General features: G+C 71.3%; 13 protein-coding genes, 1 tRNA gene and 1 pseudogene. 6 read left to right on the top strand and 9 right to left on the bottom strand.

Translation table 11 applies throughout. The features are described 5' to 3' along the window. Nucleotides 1–3,603: a BTAD domain-containing putative transcriptional regulator gene (locus tag ACFVYR_RS24780; protein WP_384252205.1), complete on the bottom strand. Its 3,603-nt coding sequence runs from the start codon at nucleotides 3,601–3,603 to the stop codon at nucleotides 1–3. 247 nt (nucleotides 3,604–3,850) lie between these two features. Here ACFVYR_RS24780 and ACFVYR_RS24785 point away from each other — a divergent pair, with 247 nt between their 5' ends. Both ACFVYR_RS24785 and ACFVYR_RS24790 read left to right on the top strand, forming a co-directional pair. After that, nucleotides 3,851–5,134: an MFS transporter gene (locus tag ACFVYR_RS24785; RefSeq protein WP_384252202.1), complete on the top strand. Its 1,284-nt coding sequence runs from the start codon at nucleotides 3,851–3,853 to the stop codon at nucleotides 5,132–5,134. A 40-nt stretch (nucleotides 5,135–5,174) separates the two neighbouring features. Then, nucleotides 5,175–5,369, top strand: coding sequence for a hypothetical protein (locus ACFVYR_RS24790; RefSeq protein WP_384252200.1), 195 nt, complete (start codon nucleotides 5,175–5,177; stop codon nucleotides 5,367–5,369). A 110-nt stretch (nucleotides 5,370–5,479) separates the two neighbouring features. Here the strand turns inward: ACFVYR_RS24790 and ACFVYR_RS24795 are convergent, their stop codons facing one another. Further along, complete coding sequence (locus ACFVYR_RS24795) at nucleotides 5,480–6,409, bottom strand: LysR family transcriptional regulator (protein ID WP_384252197.1); 930 nt, start codon at nucleotides 6,407–6,409, stop codon at nucleotides 5,480–5,482. A gap of 115 nt (nucleotides 6,410–6,524) precedes the next feature. On the opposite strand from ACFVYR_RS24795, the gene ACFVYR_RS24800 reads away from it, so the two are divergent. After that, nucleotides 6,525–7,052, top strand: a complete 528-nt coding sequence (locus ACFVYR_RS24800; RefSeq protein ID WP_384252560.1) for a DapH/DapD/GlmU-related protein — start codon at nucleotides 6,525–6,527, stop codon at nucleotides 7,050–7,052. A gap of 97 nt (nucleotides 7,053–7,149) precedes the next feature. Here ACFVYR_RS24800 and ACFVYR_RS24805 read toward each other — a convergent pair whose 3' ends face one another. From ACFVYR_RS24805 to ACFVYR_RS24820, 4 genes are all read right to left on the bottom strand, one after another. Beyond that, complete coding sequence (locus tag ACFVYR_RS24805; RefSeq protein ID WP_384252195.1) at nucleotides 7,150–7,848, bottom strand: DUF4232 domain-containing protein; 699 nt, start codon at nucleotides 7,846–7,848, stop codon at nucleotides 7,150–7,152. Between the two features lie 322 nt (nucleotides 7,849–8,170). Continuing rightward, complete coding sequence (locus tag ACFVYR_RS24810) at nucleotides 8,171–9,037, bottom strand: aminoglycoside adenylyltransferase domain-containing protein (RefSeq protein ID WP_384252193.1); 867 nt, start codon at nucleotides 9,035–9,037, stop codon at nucleotides 8,171–8,173. 231 nt (nucleotides 9,038–9,268) lie between these two features. Next, the gene (phoA, locus tag ACFVYR_RS24815) at nucleotides 9,269–10,657 is read right to left on the bottom strand and encodes an alkaline phosphatase (protein ID WP_384252191.1); all 1,389 of its coding nucleotides are present in this window, start codon (nucleotides 10,655–10,657) and stop codon (nucleotides 9,269–9,271) included. A gap of 444 nt (nucleotides 10,658–11,101) precedes the next feature. After that, complete coding sequence (locus ACFVYR_RS24820; RefSeq protein ID WP_384252188.1) at nucleotides 11,102–12,202, bottom strand: helix-turn-helix domain-containing protein; 1,101 nt, start codon at nucleotides 12,200–12,202, stop codon at nucleotides 11,102–11,104. Nucleotides 12,203–12,457: 255 nt separating this feature from the next. Here ACFVYR_RS24820 and ACFVYR_RS24825 point away from each other — a divergent pair, with 255 nt between their 5' ends. Then, complete coding sequence (locus tag ACFVYR_RS24825) at nucleotides 12,458–13,153, top strand: hypothetical protein (RefSeq protein ID WP_384252185.1); 696 nt, start codon at nucleotides 12,458–12,460, stop codon at nucleotides 13,151–13,153. Nucleotides 13,154–13,196: 43 nt separating this feature from the next. Here ACFVYR_RS24825 and ACFVYR_RS24830 read toward each other — a convergent pair. The 3 genes and pseudogenes from ACFVYR_RS24830 to ACFVYR_RS24840 form a co-directional block, all read right to left on the bottom strand. Beyond that, nucleotides 13,197–13,791 (bottom strand): annotated as a pseudogene (locus ACFVYR_RS24830) (hypothetical protein). Then, the gene (locus tag ACFVYR_RS24835) at nucleotides 13,788–14,135 is read right to left on the bottom strand and encodes a transcriptional regulator (protein ID WP_384252182.1); all 348 of its coding nucleotides are present in this window, start codon (nucleotides 14,133–14,135) and stop codon (nucleotides 13,788–13,790) included. Before ACFVYR_RS24835 ends, ACFVYR_RS24830 begins: the two are co-directional and overlap by 4 nt. 137 nt (nucleotides 14,136–14,272) lie before the next feature. After that, a tRNA-Gly gene (locus tag ACFVYR_RS24840) sits at nucleotides 14,273–14,346 on the bottom strand. Between the two features lie 556 nt (nucleotides 14,347–14,902). Between ACFVYR_RS24840 and dcd the strand changes: the two genes are divergently transcribed. Both dcd and ACFVYR_RS24850 read left to right on the top strand, forming a co-directional pair. Next, complete coding sequence (dcd, locus tag ACFVYR_RS24845; protein WP_125514051.1) at nucleotides 14,903–15,478, top strand: dCTP deaminase; 576 nt, start codon at nucleotides 14,903–14,905, stop codon at nucleotides 15,476–15,478. Between the two features lie 8 nt (nucleotides 15,479–15,486). After that, nucleotides 15,487–15,984, top strand: coding sequence for a phosphoribosyltransferase (locus ACFVYR_RS24850; protein ID WP_384252180.1), 498 nt, complete (start codon nucleotides 15,487–15,489; stop codon nucleotides 15,982–15,984). Nucleotides 15,985–16,030: the final 46 nt, after the last annotated feature.

Raw genomic sequence — 16,030 nt, forward strand, 5'->3', positions numbered from 1 at the left:
TCAGGTCCCCCCTGTGAATGTGTTCCCGTGCTCCGCGGACGTGATGAGTGGTGAAGCGCGGAATCTTGCCACTGTATCCGGGGGGAGAAGGTGGGCCGGCTCGTCCGGTGTCGGATCCGTGCCGCCCCGCGTGAACGCCTCGGCGAAGGCAGGCTCTCCCAGCGCCGCCTTGGCCACGGCGGTGATCCGGTCGACGTCACCGCGTTCGGCGGGCGGCAGTGGGGCCCCCGCGCCCTGCCGGGCCGCGTCGGCCGCGCCGAGCAGCAGGGCGGCGTGTTCCGCCTTGCCGGAGACGGCCGCCGCGCCCGCGAGACCTTCCAGGGAGAGGGCGAGGGCGCGCGGTTCGGCGAGTGCGCGGGCGGCCTTGAGGCCCAGGAGATGGTGGGCCTCGGCGCCGGGCCCGTCACCACGGAGCTCGGCGATGAAGCCCAGTTCGGCGTGGTGGAGGTGGTCGCCCGCCGGTGAGGACACGTCGGCGTGGCGGTCGCGGATGTGGAGCAGATACGTCTCGGCCGCGGCCAGGTCGCCGGAGCGGCGGGCTCCGAGGGCGAGGCCCATCTCCGCGTGGATCTCGACGTAGCGGTAGCCCTGTTCGGCCGCCAAGGTCCTTGCCTGCTCGTGGAGTTCGCGTGCCCGCTCCCACTCCCGGGTGAGGAGGGCGAGGCGGCCGAGCCCGGAGAGCCGTGCCGCGACCTCCGCCCGAAGCCCGAGCTCACGGGCGATGACCAGGCCTTCCGCCTGGCGGCGCGCGGCCTCGTCGTAGTCCCCCTTGATCTCGGCGAGCACGGCGAGCGGCGCGACGGTCTGCAACTCGCCCCAGCGGTCGCCCAGTTCCGCGAAGAGCGCGGCGGCGCGCGGCCCGTCGTCGCCGATCGCGCCGAGGTCCCCCCGGATCAGGGCGAGCATCGCGCGCAGGGCGAGCGCGGCGGCGGTGCTCCACCGGTCCCCGGTCTCGGCGGCACGGTGGAGGGCTCGCGCGTTGACCTCCTCACTGGCGCGGGGGTCGCCTGCGCAGAAGAGCCCGTAGGCGGTGAGCCAGAGGGTGCGGGGGTGGTGGGTGGTGGCTTCACCGGCGGGTATGGGGGTGGGCCGCTCACCGGTCAGGAGGGCGAAGGCGTCGCGGAGGGCGAGGAGTTCGGAGGGGGCGGGGGCGGTGTTGGGCGTGGCGCTGGGGGTGGTGTCGGACGGGGTGGCGGCAGATGTGGCGTCAGGCGTGGTGCCGGACGGGGCGGCGCTCTCGGCGCTGAGCGCGGCGCCGGGAGTCACGTCGGACACGGCGCCGGGCGCCACGTCGTCGGACACGGCGCCGGGCGCCACGTCGTCGGACCCGGCGCCGGGCCCCACCGCACCCCCGGACGCCGCGCCGAACACCGCTCCCGCTGTCGTCGTCAGCGCGCGGCGTGCCTCCGTCAGCCGGCCCCGGAGCAGCCACCACCAGGCCAGTGCCGTGGCCAGGCGGACCGCCTCCGGCCGGAACGGGCCGCGTACCGCTTCGTCCAGCGCCCCGCGAAGGTTCGCCGCCTCGGCGTCCAGGCGGGCGAGCCAGCGGGACTGGCCGCCGTCGCGCAGCCGGGGCTCGGCCCGTTCGGCGAGGTCCAGGTAGTGGCACAGATGCCGTTCGCGGACGTCGGCCGGATCCTCCGTCTCGTGCAGCCGCTCCATGGCGTACGCGGCGACGGACTCCAGGAGGCGGTAGCGCGGCGCCGTCCCGGCGGGACCAGGTGCCATGACGACCAGCGAACGGTCGACGAGGCGCGTGACCAAATCCAGGACCTCGTCCCGGGTCACCCCTTCCCCCGCGCACACCGCTTCCGCCGCCTCCAGCGTGCAGCCGTCGCGGTGCACGGCGAGGCGACGCAGCACGATGCGCTCGGGCACGCTGAGCAGCTCCCAGCTCCAGTCGATCATCGCCCGCAACGTCTGCTGCCGTGCCGGTGCGCCACGCCGCCCCGAAGTGAGCAACCGGAAGCGGTCGCCGAGCCGGTCGGCCAACTCCCTTACGCCCAGGGCGCGTACCCGCGTCGCGGCGAGTTCCAGGGCGAGCGGAATGCCGTCGAGGCGGCGGCAGATCTCCGCGACGGCCGCCGCGTCCGCGGGGTCGTCGACCGTGAAGCCGGGGGCCGCCGCGGCGGCGCGCGCGGTGAAGAGGCCGACCGCGTCGGCCGCCGGAAGCGGCTCCACCAGGAACACCGCCTCGCCGGTGAGCCCGAGCGGCTCCTGACTGGTGGCCAGGACGCGGAGGCCGGGCGCGGCACGCAGGAGTACGTCCGTGAGTTCGGCTGCCTCTTCGACGACCTGCTCGCAGTTGTCGAGGACGAGGAGTGTGCGGCGGTCGCGGAGCGTCGCGGCGAGGCGTTCGGTGGGGGTGGTGGCCGGGGCGACGTGGTCCAGGAGCGTCCCGGAGGGTGTCTCGTCGCGCAGACCGAGGGCCGTGGCGACGGCCTGGGCGAGGTCGTCGACGCCGCTTCCGCCGCGCTGACCGGAGAGTTCGACGAGCCAGACCCCGTCGGGCGTCCCGCCCCTCTCCGTCACGCCGGGCGCCGCTGTGGTGGCCGACGTCGTATCCGCCTGCCGTACCGCCGCCTCCACCGCAAGGCGTGTCTTGCCGACACCGCCGGGTCCGGTGAGCGTGACGAGGCGCGCGGAGGCGAGGAGCCCGCCGATCTCCGCCACGGCGTGCGCACGCCCGACGAGCGGGGTGAGCTGGGCGGGCAGGTTGGTACGGGGGGTGGGGGGAGGAGAGGGAGCAGGGGGAGCAGGGGGAGGAGAGGGCGAAGCAGGGGGTGCCGAGGTGGCTGGCCCCGAGCCCCCGGGGCCTGAGACTCCGATCCCCACGCCCCGCGCCCCTGAGCCCCCGACATGCGTCAACGCCGGGTCCTGTCGCAGGATCGCCCCGTGCAACGCGGCCAGCTCAGGCCCGGGGTCCACCCCCAACTCCTCCGCCAGCCGCTCGCGCAGCGCCCCGTACGAGGCGAGCGCCTCGCTCTGGCGGCCCGCGAGGTACAGCGCGCGCATCTGCACGGCCCGCAGCCGTTCCCGCAACGGGTGCTGGGCGACAAGATCCGCGATCTCCCCGATGAGCAACGTGTGGTCGCCTGCGGCGATGCGCGCCTCGGCCTGCTCTTCCAGTACGGCGAGCCGCTGCTCGGCCAGCCGGTCGGCCGCCGCGCGTACGAACTCCTCGTCGCGGAGGTCGGCGTAGGCGGGCCCGCGCCACAACTCCAGGGCGCGGGTGAGGATGTCGGCCCGCGCGCGAGGGTCGGCCTCGGCTCGCGCGCTGTCGACGAGGGAGCGGAAACGGTCGGCGTCGATCTCGTCACCGGCGGCCGTGTCGACGCGCAGCCGGTAGCCGGGAGCCTGGTGCACCACGCGGTCGCGGCCGAGCGCGCGGCGCAGCTGGGAGACCTTGGCCTGGAGGGCGTTGGCGGGGTTGCCGGGCGGGGCATCGCCCCACAGGTCGTCGATGAGCCGGTCGGCGGAGACCGGCCGCCCCTCGTGCACGAGAAGGTCGGCGAGGAGCGCCCTGACCTTCGCCTCGGGAACCCTGACCGGCTCCCCCTCGCCGTCCCACACCGTCAGTGGACCCAGCACCCCGAACCGCATGCGGATCACCGTACACACCGCCGCGCGCACGGGGTCCGACGGCCGTCAGCGGACCGTCAGCGATCCCGAAGCGCCCGCGAGCAGAGTCGTCCCCGTCAGCAGCGGAGGCCCGGCACACCCACCTGTACCCGTACCCCTCCCGTACCCGTACCCCTCCCGTACCCGTACCCGCCCCCCACCCCCGTACTGAAACCCCCGTACTGAAACCCCCGTACTGAAACCCCCGTACTGAAAAGGACCCCACCCCATGCGCACCCCAGGAGCCCCCGCGAAGAGCCCGGCGAAAGCCACCCTCACCCCCACCCGACCGCCGAATCACCCCACCCCCACTCTCATCCCCACCCCGCCCCAAAGGCTCCCCCTCCCGGCCCTCCTCGCCCTGGCCACTGCCGTCTTCATCACCAGCCTCACCGAGACGTTGCCCGCGGGCCTGCTGCCCGCGATGAGCGCCGACCTCGGGGTCAGCGAGTCGGCGACCGGGCAGACCGTCACCGTCTACGCGATCGGCACCGCACTCACCGCGATACCGCTGACCGCGGCCACCGCGGGCTGGCGGCGCAAGCGGCTGCTGCTCGTGGCGATGGCGGGATTCGCCGCCGCCAACACCGTCACCGCGGTCTCCGGGAACTACACCCTCACGATGGGCGCCCGCTTCGTCGCCGGTGTCGCCGCGGGCCTCGCCTGGGCGCTGCTCGCCGGGTACGCACGCCGCCTGGCGCCCGTCCACCTCCAGGGCAAGGCGATCGCCGTCGCGATGGCCGGCATCCCGGTCGCGCTGTCGCTCGGGGTACCGGCAGGCACGTTCCTCGGCAAGGTGCTCAGCTGGCAGGTGGCGTTCCTGGTCATGACCGGCCTCACCGTCGGCCTGCTCGGCTGGATCGCCGCCCTCGTCCCCGACCTCCCCGGGCAGGAACCGGGTGGCGCGAAGACCCCGATGCTGCGGACCCTGCGCGTACCCGGCGTGGCACCGGTCCTGCTCGTCACCCTGCTCCTCGTCCTCGCGCACACGGTCCTGTACACGTACATCGCCACGTTCCTCGACGCGCTCGGCATGGGCGGTTCGACCGACCTCGTGCTCCTCCTCTTCGGCGCCGCGTCCCTGGTCAGCATCTGGATCACCGGCGCACTGATCCACCGCGGGCTGCGCGCGCTGACGCTCGCGAGCGTGCTCCTGATCGGGGTGGCCGCCGCCGTCCTCGCTGCCTTCTCCGACACCCCGGCCCTCGTGTACGTCGCCGTGGCGCTGTGGGGCCTGGGCTGGGGCGGCGCCCCCACACTTCTGCAGACGGCCGCGGGCGCCGCGGGTGACGCGAATGGCGATGCAGGGGGCGGCACGGCGGATGCCGCTCAGGCCATGCTCGTCACCCTGTGGAACGTCGCCATGGCGGGTGGCGGCGTCTTCGGCGGCGTCCTGCTCGGCCTCGTCGGCACCTCGTCCTTCCCGTGGACGATCCTGCTGCTCCTGGCCCCCGTCCTGCTGACCGTGGTCGCGGCCCGCAGGCACGGCTTCCCGGCACGGAACCCGGCCTGAGGAAATCGCCTCTCCCTGTGCGGAGGAAGGGGGAGAGGCGATGGTGATCGTGCTGCTCGGCATCGCGGTGCCGGTCGCGGCGGTGGGCCTGGCCGCGGTGGTCTGGGCGGCGCGGGGCGGCCCGCGCTGGGTCCACGGGGTCGCGAAGGTGACGATGGTCTGCGCGGAAGTGGTCGCGTCCGCGGCCAAGTCGGACCGACGACGCGGCAACGGTTCGGGCAGCGGCTCGGACTGAGAGCCTGTCCGTGCGCCGAGCGTGCGTGCCGGGCGCCGGGGCGCAGGCGGGGGTTCAAAGACAGGCTCTGAGAGCCTGTGGCTGTCTGGTCTCCTGCTCCGCTCGTCCGGTCAGCCGGCTACCCAGTCCGGTGCCCACACGTCGTGCGGGGTTCGCGGGGCCGTGGCGCGCAGATGATCGCGTAGCGCGGTCAGCACGGGGTGCTGGTCTCCGCTGCGGAACAGCAGCACGTGCGGGTAGACCGGGGTCGGGTCGTGCAGCGGGATGCGTCGCAGGTCGTGGGTCTGGGGCCACAGGTACCGGTCCCCGCTGCCGATGAGGGTGGCCAGCGAGGCCGAGTCGGCCAGAGCGTCCATCAGGGCCTCGTCACCGAAGTGGGGGCCGAGCGCGTCGACGCTCAGGCCGAAGGCCTCGGACAGTGCCCGGTAGAACGCTGCCCACTCCGTGCTCGGCCTGATCCCGGGGATCCAGATGCGGTGACCGGCCAGGTCCGCGGGGCTGACCCGGGGCGCGTCAGCCAGCGGGTGGCCGGGGCCGACCAGGAGCTCCAGGGGTACGTCCAGGAGTCGTTCGGTGCTGATCCCGGCCGGCACCTGGTCCGCCGGCAGGGCACGGAAGGACGCGTCGACGGTCCCTTCGAGCACCGCCTGGGCGGCCTGGGCGGCGTGCTCCTTGCTCAGCGTGACCGCGTCCAGGCCCGTCTCGGGGTGGGAGCGGTAGAACCGGTAGACGCTCTGGGCCGGGGAGATGCGTCGATTGAGGACATCGACGCGCAAGGGACGGCTTCCGGGGCGCACAGCCTGCTCGGCCTGCTCGACGGCCGCCAGAACCTTCTTGGCGTGCGGCAGGAAGACCTGCCCGTCCACGCTCAGTCGGGAGCCTCGGGACGTCCGCACCAGGAGCGTGACCTCGATGTGCCTCTCCAGGGCGGCGATCCGCTTGGAGGCCGCCTGCTGGCTGATCCCCAGCTCGTCGGCCGCGGCCTGGAACTGGCCGGTCTCGGCGACGGCCACGAACGTCCGCAGTGCTTCGGCATCCACGCTTCCCACCCTACTTTCACAACCACTGGTTGTGTCTGTAGTGGTGCGGGGTTGTTTGATCGAGTGTTCTGCGCGGTGGTGGGATCAGCGCATGTCTACCCGCACAGAGCAGGTCATGTACGTACGTACGCCCGAGTTCGCGCGTCATGCGGAGCGGATCACGGAGGTGACCGATGCGACGTCTCGTCTGAACGTGCTTCCGTTCAGCGACAGCGAAGGCCGCGCGGAACTACTTTCTGTTGTGTTCGGTGCCCCGCTGCCGGAGTCGGTGGTGATCTACCCGCCGTTCTTCACCGAGCACGGACTGAACACGACGTTCGGGGAGAACGTCTTCGTCAACCAGGGGTGCACCTTCATGGACAAGGGCGGCATCCGTATCGGGAACGGCGTCATGATCGCCCCGAAGGTCAGCCTCATCACCGGAGGTCATCCACTGCCCCTGGCCGAGCGCCGCGAGTACCTCTCCTTCGCCCCGGTCGTCATCGAGGACGACGTCTGGATCGGGACGGCCGCCGTGATCACGCAGGGGGTGACCGTCGGAGCCGGTGCGGTGGTCGCTGCCGGCGCGGTGGTCACTCGTGATGTTCCGGCCGGCACGGTGGTCGCGGGAGTGCCCGCCCGGGTCATCAAGACGATCGACTGAGCTCGGCCGGTCAGCCGGTCAGCCGGTCAGCCGGTCCGCCGGTCCGCCGGCCCGGCCGAGCAGCACCTCTGGCGGCCTGGTTCGGAAGGGCTGTGGCCTAGAAGTCGTCGGCGCCGTTGCGCAGCTGGTACGTCCAGTAGCCGGTCAGCGCCTTCGCCGGGTCGACGGCGATGCCGCCGCTGCCCGGCGCCCGGACCGCGGCCATACCGCCGCCGCCCTGCAACGTCACGGAGAACGCCGAGACGGGCTCGTTGGTCTCGTCCACCCCGCCGTCCGACACCTTGACCAGCGCGTACGCGGGCGCACCGGCCTTCAGGACCACGGGCGCGGCGGGCTTGCTCTTGGCGACGGCCGGCACGTTCTGCTTGTGGCTCTCCAGGAACTGGATCTCCGGGAAGCCGGTCATCGTGCAGCTGCGTCCCGAGGTGTTCTTGGCGGTCAGGACGATGTGGGTGTACGGCGGCCCGTCCTGGCGCGCGGCGCTGATGGCCACGTCCTTGGTGGTGCAGGCGGGCGCGATCGCGACCGTCTTCTTGTCCCGGGAGGCGGAGGCCTTCGTGGCGTCGGAGCCGCCCTGCGCGGACTGACCCGAGCTGATGGTCTCGCCGGAGGTATTGGGCTCGGCCGAGCCGTCGGACTGGGCCGAGCCGTCGGACTGGGCCGAGCCGATGGACTTGGAGGTGGCGGCGGGCTTCGCGTCGGAGTCGCTCCCGCCACAGGCGGTGAGAGACAGGGCGAAGACGGCGGCGCCGGTGACGGCGAGGACGGTGGAGCGGCGGCTGCGGAACGTACCCATGGAACTTCCCCCGGAGGTGATGACGCGAAGTGAGAGTCGGTGATGACGTGAGCGAGTCAGCGATGAAGCGAATGGCCGGTGATGACGCGAGCGGCCGGTGATGGCGCGAGCGGCCGGTGATGACGTGAGTGATCGCGAGAAACGTGGCGCGGCGGTTGCCCGGTCTGTGACAACCAGCGCCGCGCCTTGTGACATCCAGCGCCTGACCTGCTGACATCCACTACTCTGCCCGCGCCCGCTCACGTCCCGCTGCCGTGCCGCTGACGTCCCACTGCCGCCCTCCGGGCCCCGCCGTACGTTGGCCCCGACCCACCCCGGACTGTCACTCCGCAGCGTCTGCGCCGCCGACGGGTGGACCGGCCCCGTCATGGTGACGCCGGGCCCGGTCCGCCAGTACGTGGGCGAGCGCGGTCACCCGCGAGGTGAGGCCGGTCCAGTCGTCGGCGACCGTCCCGAGATAGCCGGCCCGGGCATGCTCCAGGAGCCGGCGGTCGGCCGGTGCGAGCGTGCGCGCGACCGCCTCTGCGGCGGCGTCCTTGGAGACGATCCGGCCGGTGTCGAGCGTGACGAGGACGCGCGCCAAGGTGAGGAGGGCGTTGCGTTCATCGCCTTCGGTCTCTTCCAGGACGGCCGGGACGACGGCGAGCACGGCGTCCCTGAGCAGCCCACTCGGAACGGCGGCGACGACGTCACCGAAGGCGGGGCCACGGAGCACCCGGTGCCCCGAGCGAGCGGTGGCCAGGAGGACGACGACATCGGGGTCGTCCACAGGCTGCGGAAGGCGCCCTTCGGCGAGCTCCGCGCGCAGCCACTCGCCGTACTGAAAGTCGCGACGAGGCGCGCCCCCACCCAAGAGGTCGATCCGGGCCCGCATCCCGTCCCGGGTCTCGTCCCGCACCCCGCCCCGAATCTCGTCGACGACGATGCTCGTCAGCTCGATGGGCCGACGGTGCGCCGCGTCGGGAAAGCGTTCGGCGTGACCGCGCCACCCGGAGATACCGGACAACAACGAGACCAGCGCGGCGCGTTCGGACATGCTCAGGGAGCGGCGGGTGAGCATGAGCAGGTCGATGTCGCTGTCCGGCCGAAGCCCCGAGGTACTGGCGGAGCCGTAGAGGTAGACCCCGAGAAGATCCCCGGGCCTCTCCCGGTCCAGGTGTTCGAGAAGCGGAGAGATCAGTGTGTCCATCGCCGGTCAGGCTAGTGCCGCGTTCTGGGCCGCGGTGGTGGTTCAGCTGGGTGCTCCGCCCCCCCGACGGACTCCGTCCCCCCCGAAGGACCCCGCCACCGGGACGGACCCCGCCACTGGGACGGACCCCGCCACTGGGACGGGCCCCGCCACCGGGACGGGCCCCGCCACCGGGACGGACCCCGTCGACCGGTCGACCTCCGCCACCCCACCGGCCCCCGCCGCGCACACTCAGCGCAGCCGCAGCGCCTCCCGCACCGTCGTGAACAGGTCGGTCTGGTTGGTGACGCCGAGTACGCGGTAGGCCTGCGGGCCCTGCGCCGCGATCCGCACCTGCGTACCGGTGTGCTCCTGCGAGGCGCCCGGCGTGTTGGTCGAGTAGTTGACCTTCAGCTGCTGGCCCTCGTCCGTGACCAGCGTGGAGGACAGGCCCGGCGGCTGCGCGTCCAGCGGCACGATCTGGCTGGTGTGCGCGTGGTCGGCGGTGGTGACGACCAGCGTGTCGGGGTGCTTGGCGGCGTAGTCACGGGCGACCTTCACGGCACGGTCGAACGCCGCGGTCTCACCGATCTGACCGCACGGGTCGGCGGCGTGGTCCTGCTTGTCGATCGAGGCGCCCTCGACCTGGAGGAAGAAGCCCTGCTTGCTCTTGCCGCCCTTCGCGCTCCGCTGCTTGGCCTCGAGCAGCTTGATGGCCTTGGCGGCCTGGTCGTCGAGGGCGGGCGTGCCGGCCGGGCGGCCCGGGTTGGAGGTGGTGCAGCGCTGCGGATCGGTGCCGCCCTTGGCGGCGGCCTTGCCGGTCCACTCGACGGGTACGTTGCCGGGTGCGAAGAGCCCGAGGACCGGCTTGCCGCCCTTGACGGACTTGACCGCCTTCAACTCCCGCTCATTGCTGACGACTTGGTACCCGAGCCGCTTCGCCTGCTCCGTCACCGTGAGGCCCTTGTACTTGCCGTCGGTGACCTTCTGGTCGAAGCGCTGCTTTCCGCCGCCGAGAAGGACGTCGACCTTGTGGTTGACGCTCTGCTCGGCGATGGACCCCGGGCCGCCCTTGGCGATGGTGTCGGCCGGGCACTTGGCCATGTCCGCCGGACCCTGGCAGCTGCGGTCGGTGGCGTGCGAGGCGAGGACGGCGGGGGTGGCGTCGGTGAGCTCGGCGGTGGTCACCGATCCGGTCGCGTACCCCTTCTTCTGGGCGAGCTCCAGGATGGTCGGCACGGCCTTGTCGCTGCCCGGCGTCTTCGATATCCGCCCGTTGACGGTCTTCACACCGGTCGCCCAGCCGGAGCCGCTGGCCGCGGAGTCGGTGACGTAGTCGGGGGAGCCGTCCTTGTGCACGGAGTACGTCGTGTAGGCGCCGGTCAGCGGAAACTTGTCCATGTTGAGCCGGCCGGCCGCGCCCACCGTGTAGTCCCGGGCGAGAGTGATCTCGGAGTCGCCCATGCCGTCGCCGATGAGCAGGATGACGTTCTTGGCCTTGCCGCCCTGGATGGCCCGCCGGGCCTGGTCCTTGGTGTCGGAGGCCCCGGCCGATGCGGTGCCGGCCACGGCCGCGGCGGTGGCGGCGACCACAGCGGCGGCGGCTGTCAGCCGACGACGGGACAGACGCGATCTGGCCATGCGGAACTCCTCAAAACGTCCTTGTACGGTGCAGCCACCTCACCAGCGCCACATGAACCGGACGGGACCTGCCGATGCCTTCTTGATGACACGGGGACGGCACGGGGACGACGTGCGGTGATGGCGCCGCCTGGGTGCGCTGGTAAGGGCAGAGGGCAGAGGGCAGAGGGCGGAGGGCGGAGGGCAGTCCTCCGCACGGCATGACGACCGGAAACAGGCACATGGCCACAGGCCGCATGGCCGCAGGCCGCATGGCCGCAGGCCACCGACCGAGCGGCCAACAGGCCACTACGCCACCGGGCGGCGCGCCGAACCGACCACGGCCCGGCACACCGCCCATCTGGCGTGCGCGCCCCGACGCCCTCCCCCGTTGACCATGGGCGCAGTGGCGGACACTGGCGGCGGCCCCCGAACGCGCCGCCGCATACGAGTATGGCGACCGCCTCACCCGGCGTCGTTGACCCTCAGCGCACTCCCGTTGACCGCCAGCGCACCGCTGCGGCCCGCCATCGCGTGGGCACGCCCTTCACGAGCGCTCACTTCGCGAGCGTGCACCTCTCGCGCGTGCACGCCCCGCGCACGCACCTCGCTGGGTGTGAGTCCGTACGTGGTGCGGAAGGCGCGGGTGAAGACGGCGGGCTGGCTGAAGCCCCAGCGGGCGGCGATCGCGCCGATGGGGACGGTGACGAGTTCCGGATTGGCCAGCGCCCGGCGGCAGCGTTCCAGGCGCAAGTGCCGGACCCAGGAGGAGACGGTGAGGCCCTGTTCCTGGAAGAGGCGGTGCAGATAGCGGGTGGAGATGTGGTGCGCGGCGGCGATGCTGTCCGGACTCAGCGCCGGGTCGCGCAGATGCCGGCGGACATGGCTCTGCACCTGGAGCAGCAACGTGCGTCTGCGACTCTCCACCGGCAACTCGCGCTCCCGGTCGAGGTGTTCGGCGGCCAGATGTCCGACGAGGTCGACGAGCGTGTGGGAGAGCCGGTCCGCGGTGGCACTGGTGTCCCCGAACTGCCCGACGTCGTTCGTGACCTGACGCATGAAGTGGGCGAGCAGCGCCCCGAACCCCTCGGTGCCGGACATCGGCCGGGCGACGAGCGCGGTGAGGCGGTCGGGCGGGAAGGGCAGCAGGTGCAGGGGCAGTGTGGCCACGATGCTCCGGGTCGGGGCGCCGCTGCCGTCCACTCGCCGCATCCACCCTTCGAAGGGCGACGAGGAGTCGTACAGGAGAAGACTTCCCGCACCGAACCGTACGTTGCGGCCGGCCTGCTCGAAGCCGCTGAGCCCCTGCAGAGTGAGGGATACCTGGAGGCTGCCGGGGTCGCCGCGGCGGATGTGCCGGGCGGTACGGCGTACTTCGGCCGATGGGTACGCCATGGCGGTCAGCGTCGCCGCGCCCAGGTCCAGATGGTCGACCGCGACGGGGAAGTCGTCGGTGTGGTCGCTGTGCAACGTGGTCGCGATCGGTGAGGCGGACTTCAGCCCGTACCACCAGTCGAACCGCTCTTCCGGGGGCACGGCCTCACTGGACAGGCTGGCTCGAATCATGCAGACCCCTGTTCCTCGTACGCAGGACGCGACGCTAGCCGAGTCCGCCCCGGTTGCCGGAGGAGCCCGATGACTATCGGAAACGTCCCGGACCCGGCGAACACGGGGGGTCACGGGCCGAGGGGAGCGGGGCCCGTCGTTCCAGGCACGTCGTGCAGGCCGATGGTGACGCACCACCACCCACTCGGTGAGAACGGCACGCACAGTATTGGCTCGAACTGAACGCTTGTTCCCTCGCCGCCTAAGATCATCGGCATGGCGAAGCGCAAAGTCCGGCGGCGGGCCCGGAAGATCCTGGGCGAGGACCCGACAGCCATGGTCTGGTGCGAGCTCGCGAAGCCGATTCCCGCCCCACCCAAGGAAGTGCACCGCGCCGCGGGCAAGGGCCGCCTCAAGTCCCGGCACCACTGGCTGCTGTATGTCGGCGCCGTGGTGTTCTGCTTCGTCGTCGTGCCGTTCATCCTGATCGACATGCTCGGCAAGAAGTTCGACCGGACGCTGCAGAACGGGGAGCGGGGCCGCCGCACGCGCCGCCCGCGGCCCCGAGGCGGGACCGGCCACGCCACCCCCGACCGCACGGCCGGGAGCGCCCCGGAGGACAACACCACCCCGACGAACGGCCTCTTCGACGGCGACTGGAACCTCACCGCGGGCCGCCTGCTGCTGCGCTGGTACAGCGACTCACCCAGCCCACGACGCCTGATCCTGCTGACACCGGACCGCATCTGCGTGGCAGCGTCCCCGGGCCGCCGTCTCTGCCCCACCAGCGCGGACGACTTCCGCACGGTTGCGGAGTTCCCCCTGCCCGAGGCCCGCATAGAAGCCGAACCGAACCAGCCCCGAGGCTTCGCCACGTTCGACCTCCGCTTCCACGACGGCTCCTGGCTACAACTCGGCCGCCTGGCCGAACCGGACGACGCGGACCACTTCCTCGGCACGGTCAGCGGCTGAGCATCGCGAGCTCATCGCTGACAACGACTGTGAGGGCTGGTCCTCAATTCTCGTGCGGAGCCTCCAGCTCCTGGAGCCGTTCCCCGATGTCGTCGGCCCACATTTGTGCCCACCGACGCAGCTCGTCGACAGCCGGCTCGTCGAGCCCGTAAGCGGAGAACTCCGTGTCGTCGATCCACTCGGCCCCGGCCAACCGGGCCTGCAGTTCGCACAGGTCGAAGGAGTCGCGGGCGTGGCGACGTCCGAGCTCCTCCAGCTCCGGATGGCTCCAGCGGTCCGCCGCGGCCCGTACGTCGATCAGGTCCCTGGCCAGCCCACGGTCGACCAGTGCGCGGACCTCGGTGCCGATCACGTCTTCGAGAGACAGCACCAACCCGTGCTCGGTGTGCACAGGCGGCCGCCAAAGTGTCTCCTTGAGAACGTCGACCTCGCACTCCTCACGGCTGACGGGATCCGTGACGATGAGCGATGTCCTCCATGCGCGTCGGATTCTCGGTCGCGACATCGAGGTCCTGGCTGAGCCGGTCGACCAGTCCGTGCGCCTGAACTGCGTAACCACCGGTGAGCGCCAGAGGGTAGACACCGACCACGGCGAGGACGTCCGCAAGCAGACGACGGTGCAGCTCTGTGAGGTTCATGCAGCGGCCTGCGCTACGCGAGCGAGCTCGTCGAAGGAGCTCTCCCACACCTCGCGGATATCGCGGCTGATGAGCATGCGGAGTGTGGGCCACAAGCTGATGAGGAGGTCGTGATGGAGGTACCGGACCAGGTCGTCGTGCAGGCCCTCGGCCAGGACGATGCGGTAATAGCTCATCCGTAGCCGGGGCTGATCGAGATCGAACGTGGTCAGCCCCGACCAGGCCAGATGCAACGGCAGAGCCACAGTGCCGTGTCGAGGACCGACGAGTTCGCCGAGCGTGGCTGGCACGCGTCGGGCGAACTTGGCGCGACGGAGAGCAGAGGGACCGGGCTGCGTTGCCATACACCGATTAACCAGGATGAGCCTTCGGCGGGCGCTGTGATCCGTGGGCTGAGTGACTGACGGACTGGATCTGACACGCGGCGAGCGATCAGCGAGGACAACAAAAAGGCCCAGGTCGCTGACCTGGGCCTCAACTGTGGAGCGGGTGACGAGAATCGAACTCGCACTCTCAGCTTGGGAAGCTGATGTTCTACCACTAAACTACACCCGCGAAAGACGCCGCCAGAAGCGGTGTCGTACCGTCGCACACTGTACCTCATCTCGGGCCCCGGGCGCTCTCGCCGCGGGGTCCGAGCGCTGTCCGGGAGGGGGACGTGCCGTGCGGCGGGAGGGAGTTGGGGCGTACCGTGGGACGTGGTCGTGCCGCCTGGAGTGGCGTCCCTTTCATACCGTAATGTGGGCTTTCGTCGTCGGCTCGGAGGCGAGCGAGAGACGAGTGAGTACGGGTACGTACGAGCTCACCCACGACTGGGGAAGGGACTCGAGGACTTGATGGAGCGCACCGTCGTCCGATGTGCCGAAGGGCACGTCTTCAGCACCGCTTCGTTCCCGATGCAGCAGGCGGACCGACTCGGTCCCGGCCGGCTCATCCGCTGCCCGCGCTGTGCCCGGCTCCGGCACGCCGTGCCGGTGACCTTGCAGCGGCAGTAGCGGCAGTAGCGGCAGTAGCGGCAGCAGCGGCAGTAGCGGGAGAAGGAAAAGGCGGGAGTGGGCGCGCGGGTCCGTCCGATTGGGGCGGGCCCGCGCGCTCTGCGTATCCTCGGTGCGTGCTTCTCTCAGACAAGGACATCCGGGCCGAGATCGACTCCGGACGGGTGCGGATCGACCCGTACGACGAATCCATGGTGCAGCCCTCGAGCATCGATGTGCGGCTGGACCGCTACTTCCGGGTGTTCGAGAATCACCGCTACCCCCACATCGACCCCTCCGTCGAGCAGGCCGATCTGACGCGGCTCGTGGAGCCCGAGGGCGACGAGCCGTTCATCCTGCACCCCGGTGAGTTCGTGCTCGCGTCGACGTACGAGGTCGTCAGCCTGCCGGACGACCTGGCCAGCCGGCTCGAGGGCAAGTCCAGCCTCGGGCGGCTCGGGCTGGTCACGCACTCCACCGCCGGGTTCATCGACCCCGGCTTCTCGGGTCACGTCACCCTTGAGCTGTCGAACCTCGCCACGCTGCCGATCAAGCTCTGGCCGGGCATGAAGATCGGGCAGCTGTGTCTGTTCCGGCTCACCTCGCCTGCCGAGGAGCCCTATGGATCCGAGCGGTACGGGTCCCGTTACCAGGGGCAGCGCGGGCCCACCGCCTCCCGTTCCTTCCTCAATTTCCATCGGACCCAGGTGTGACATCCAGCATGAGTGACGTGCGCGAGAACCTTGACTACGAGAAGTTCGGCCGCGCGGTGCGAGAGCTCGCGCAGACCATCGCCGACGACGGGTACCAGCCCGACGTCATCATCTCCATCGCCCGTGGTGGCGTCTTCGTCGCGGGCGGGCTCGCGTACGCGCTCGACTGCAAGAACATCCACCTCGTGAACGTGGAGTTCTACACGGGGGTCGGGACGACGCTGGAAATGCCCGTCATGCTCGCGCCCGTGCCCAACGCCATCGACTTCACCGACAAGAAGGTGCTCATCGCCGATGACGTCGCCGACACCGGCAAGACGCTGAAGCTCGTGCACGACTTCTGCCTCGACCACGTCGCCGAGGTGCGCTCCGCCGTCATCTACGAGAAGTCGCACTCCCTCGTGAAGTGCGAGTACGTGTGGAAGCGCACCGACGAGTGGATCAACTTCCCGTGGAGTGTCGAGCCGCCCGTCGTGAAGCGTGCGGGGCAGGTTCTCGACGCCTGAGCCGGACCGTGAACTACGAGGAGGGGCCCGGCGGACAGTGTCCGCC

It is taken from the genome of Streptomyces sp. NPDC058284, assembly GCF_042881135.1.
Classification (GTDB): domain Bacteria; phylum Actinomycetota; class Actinomycetes; order Streptomycetales; family Streptomycetaceae; genus Streptomyces.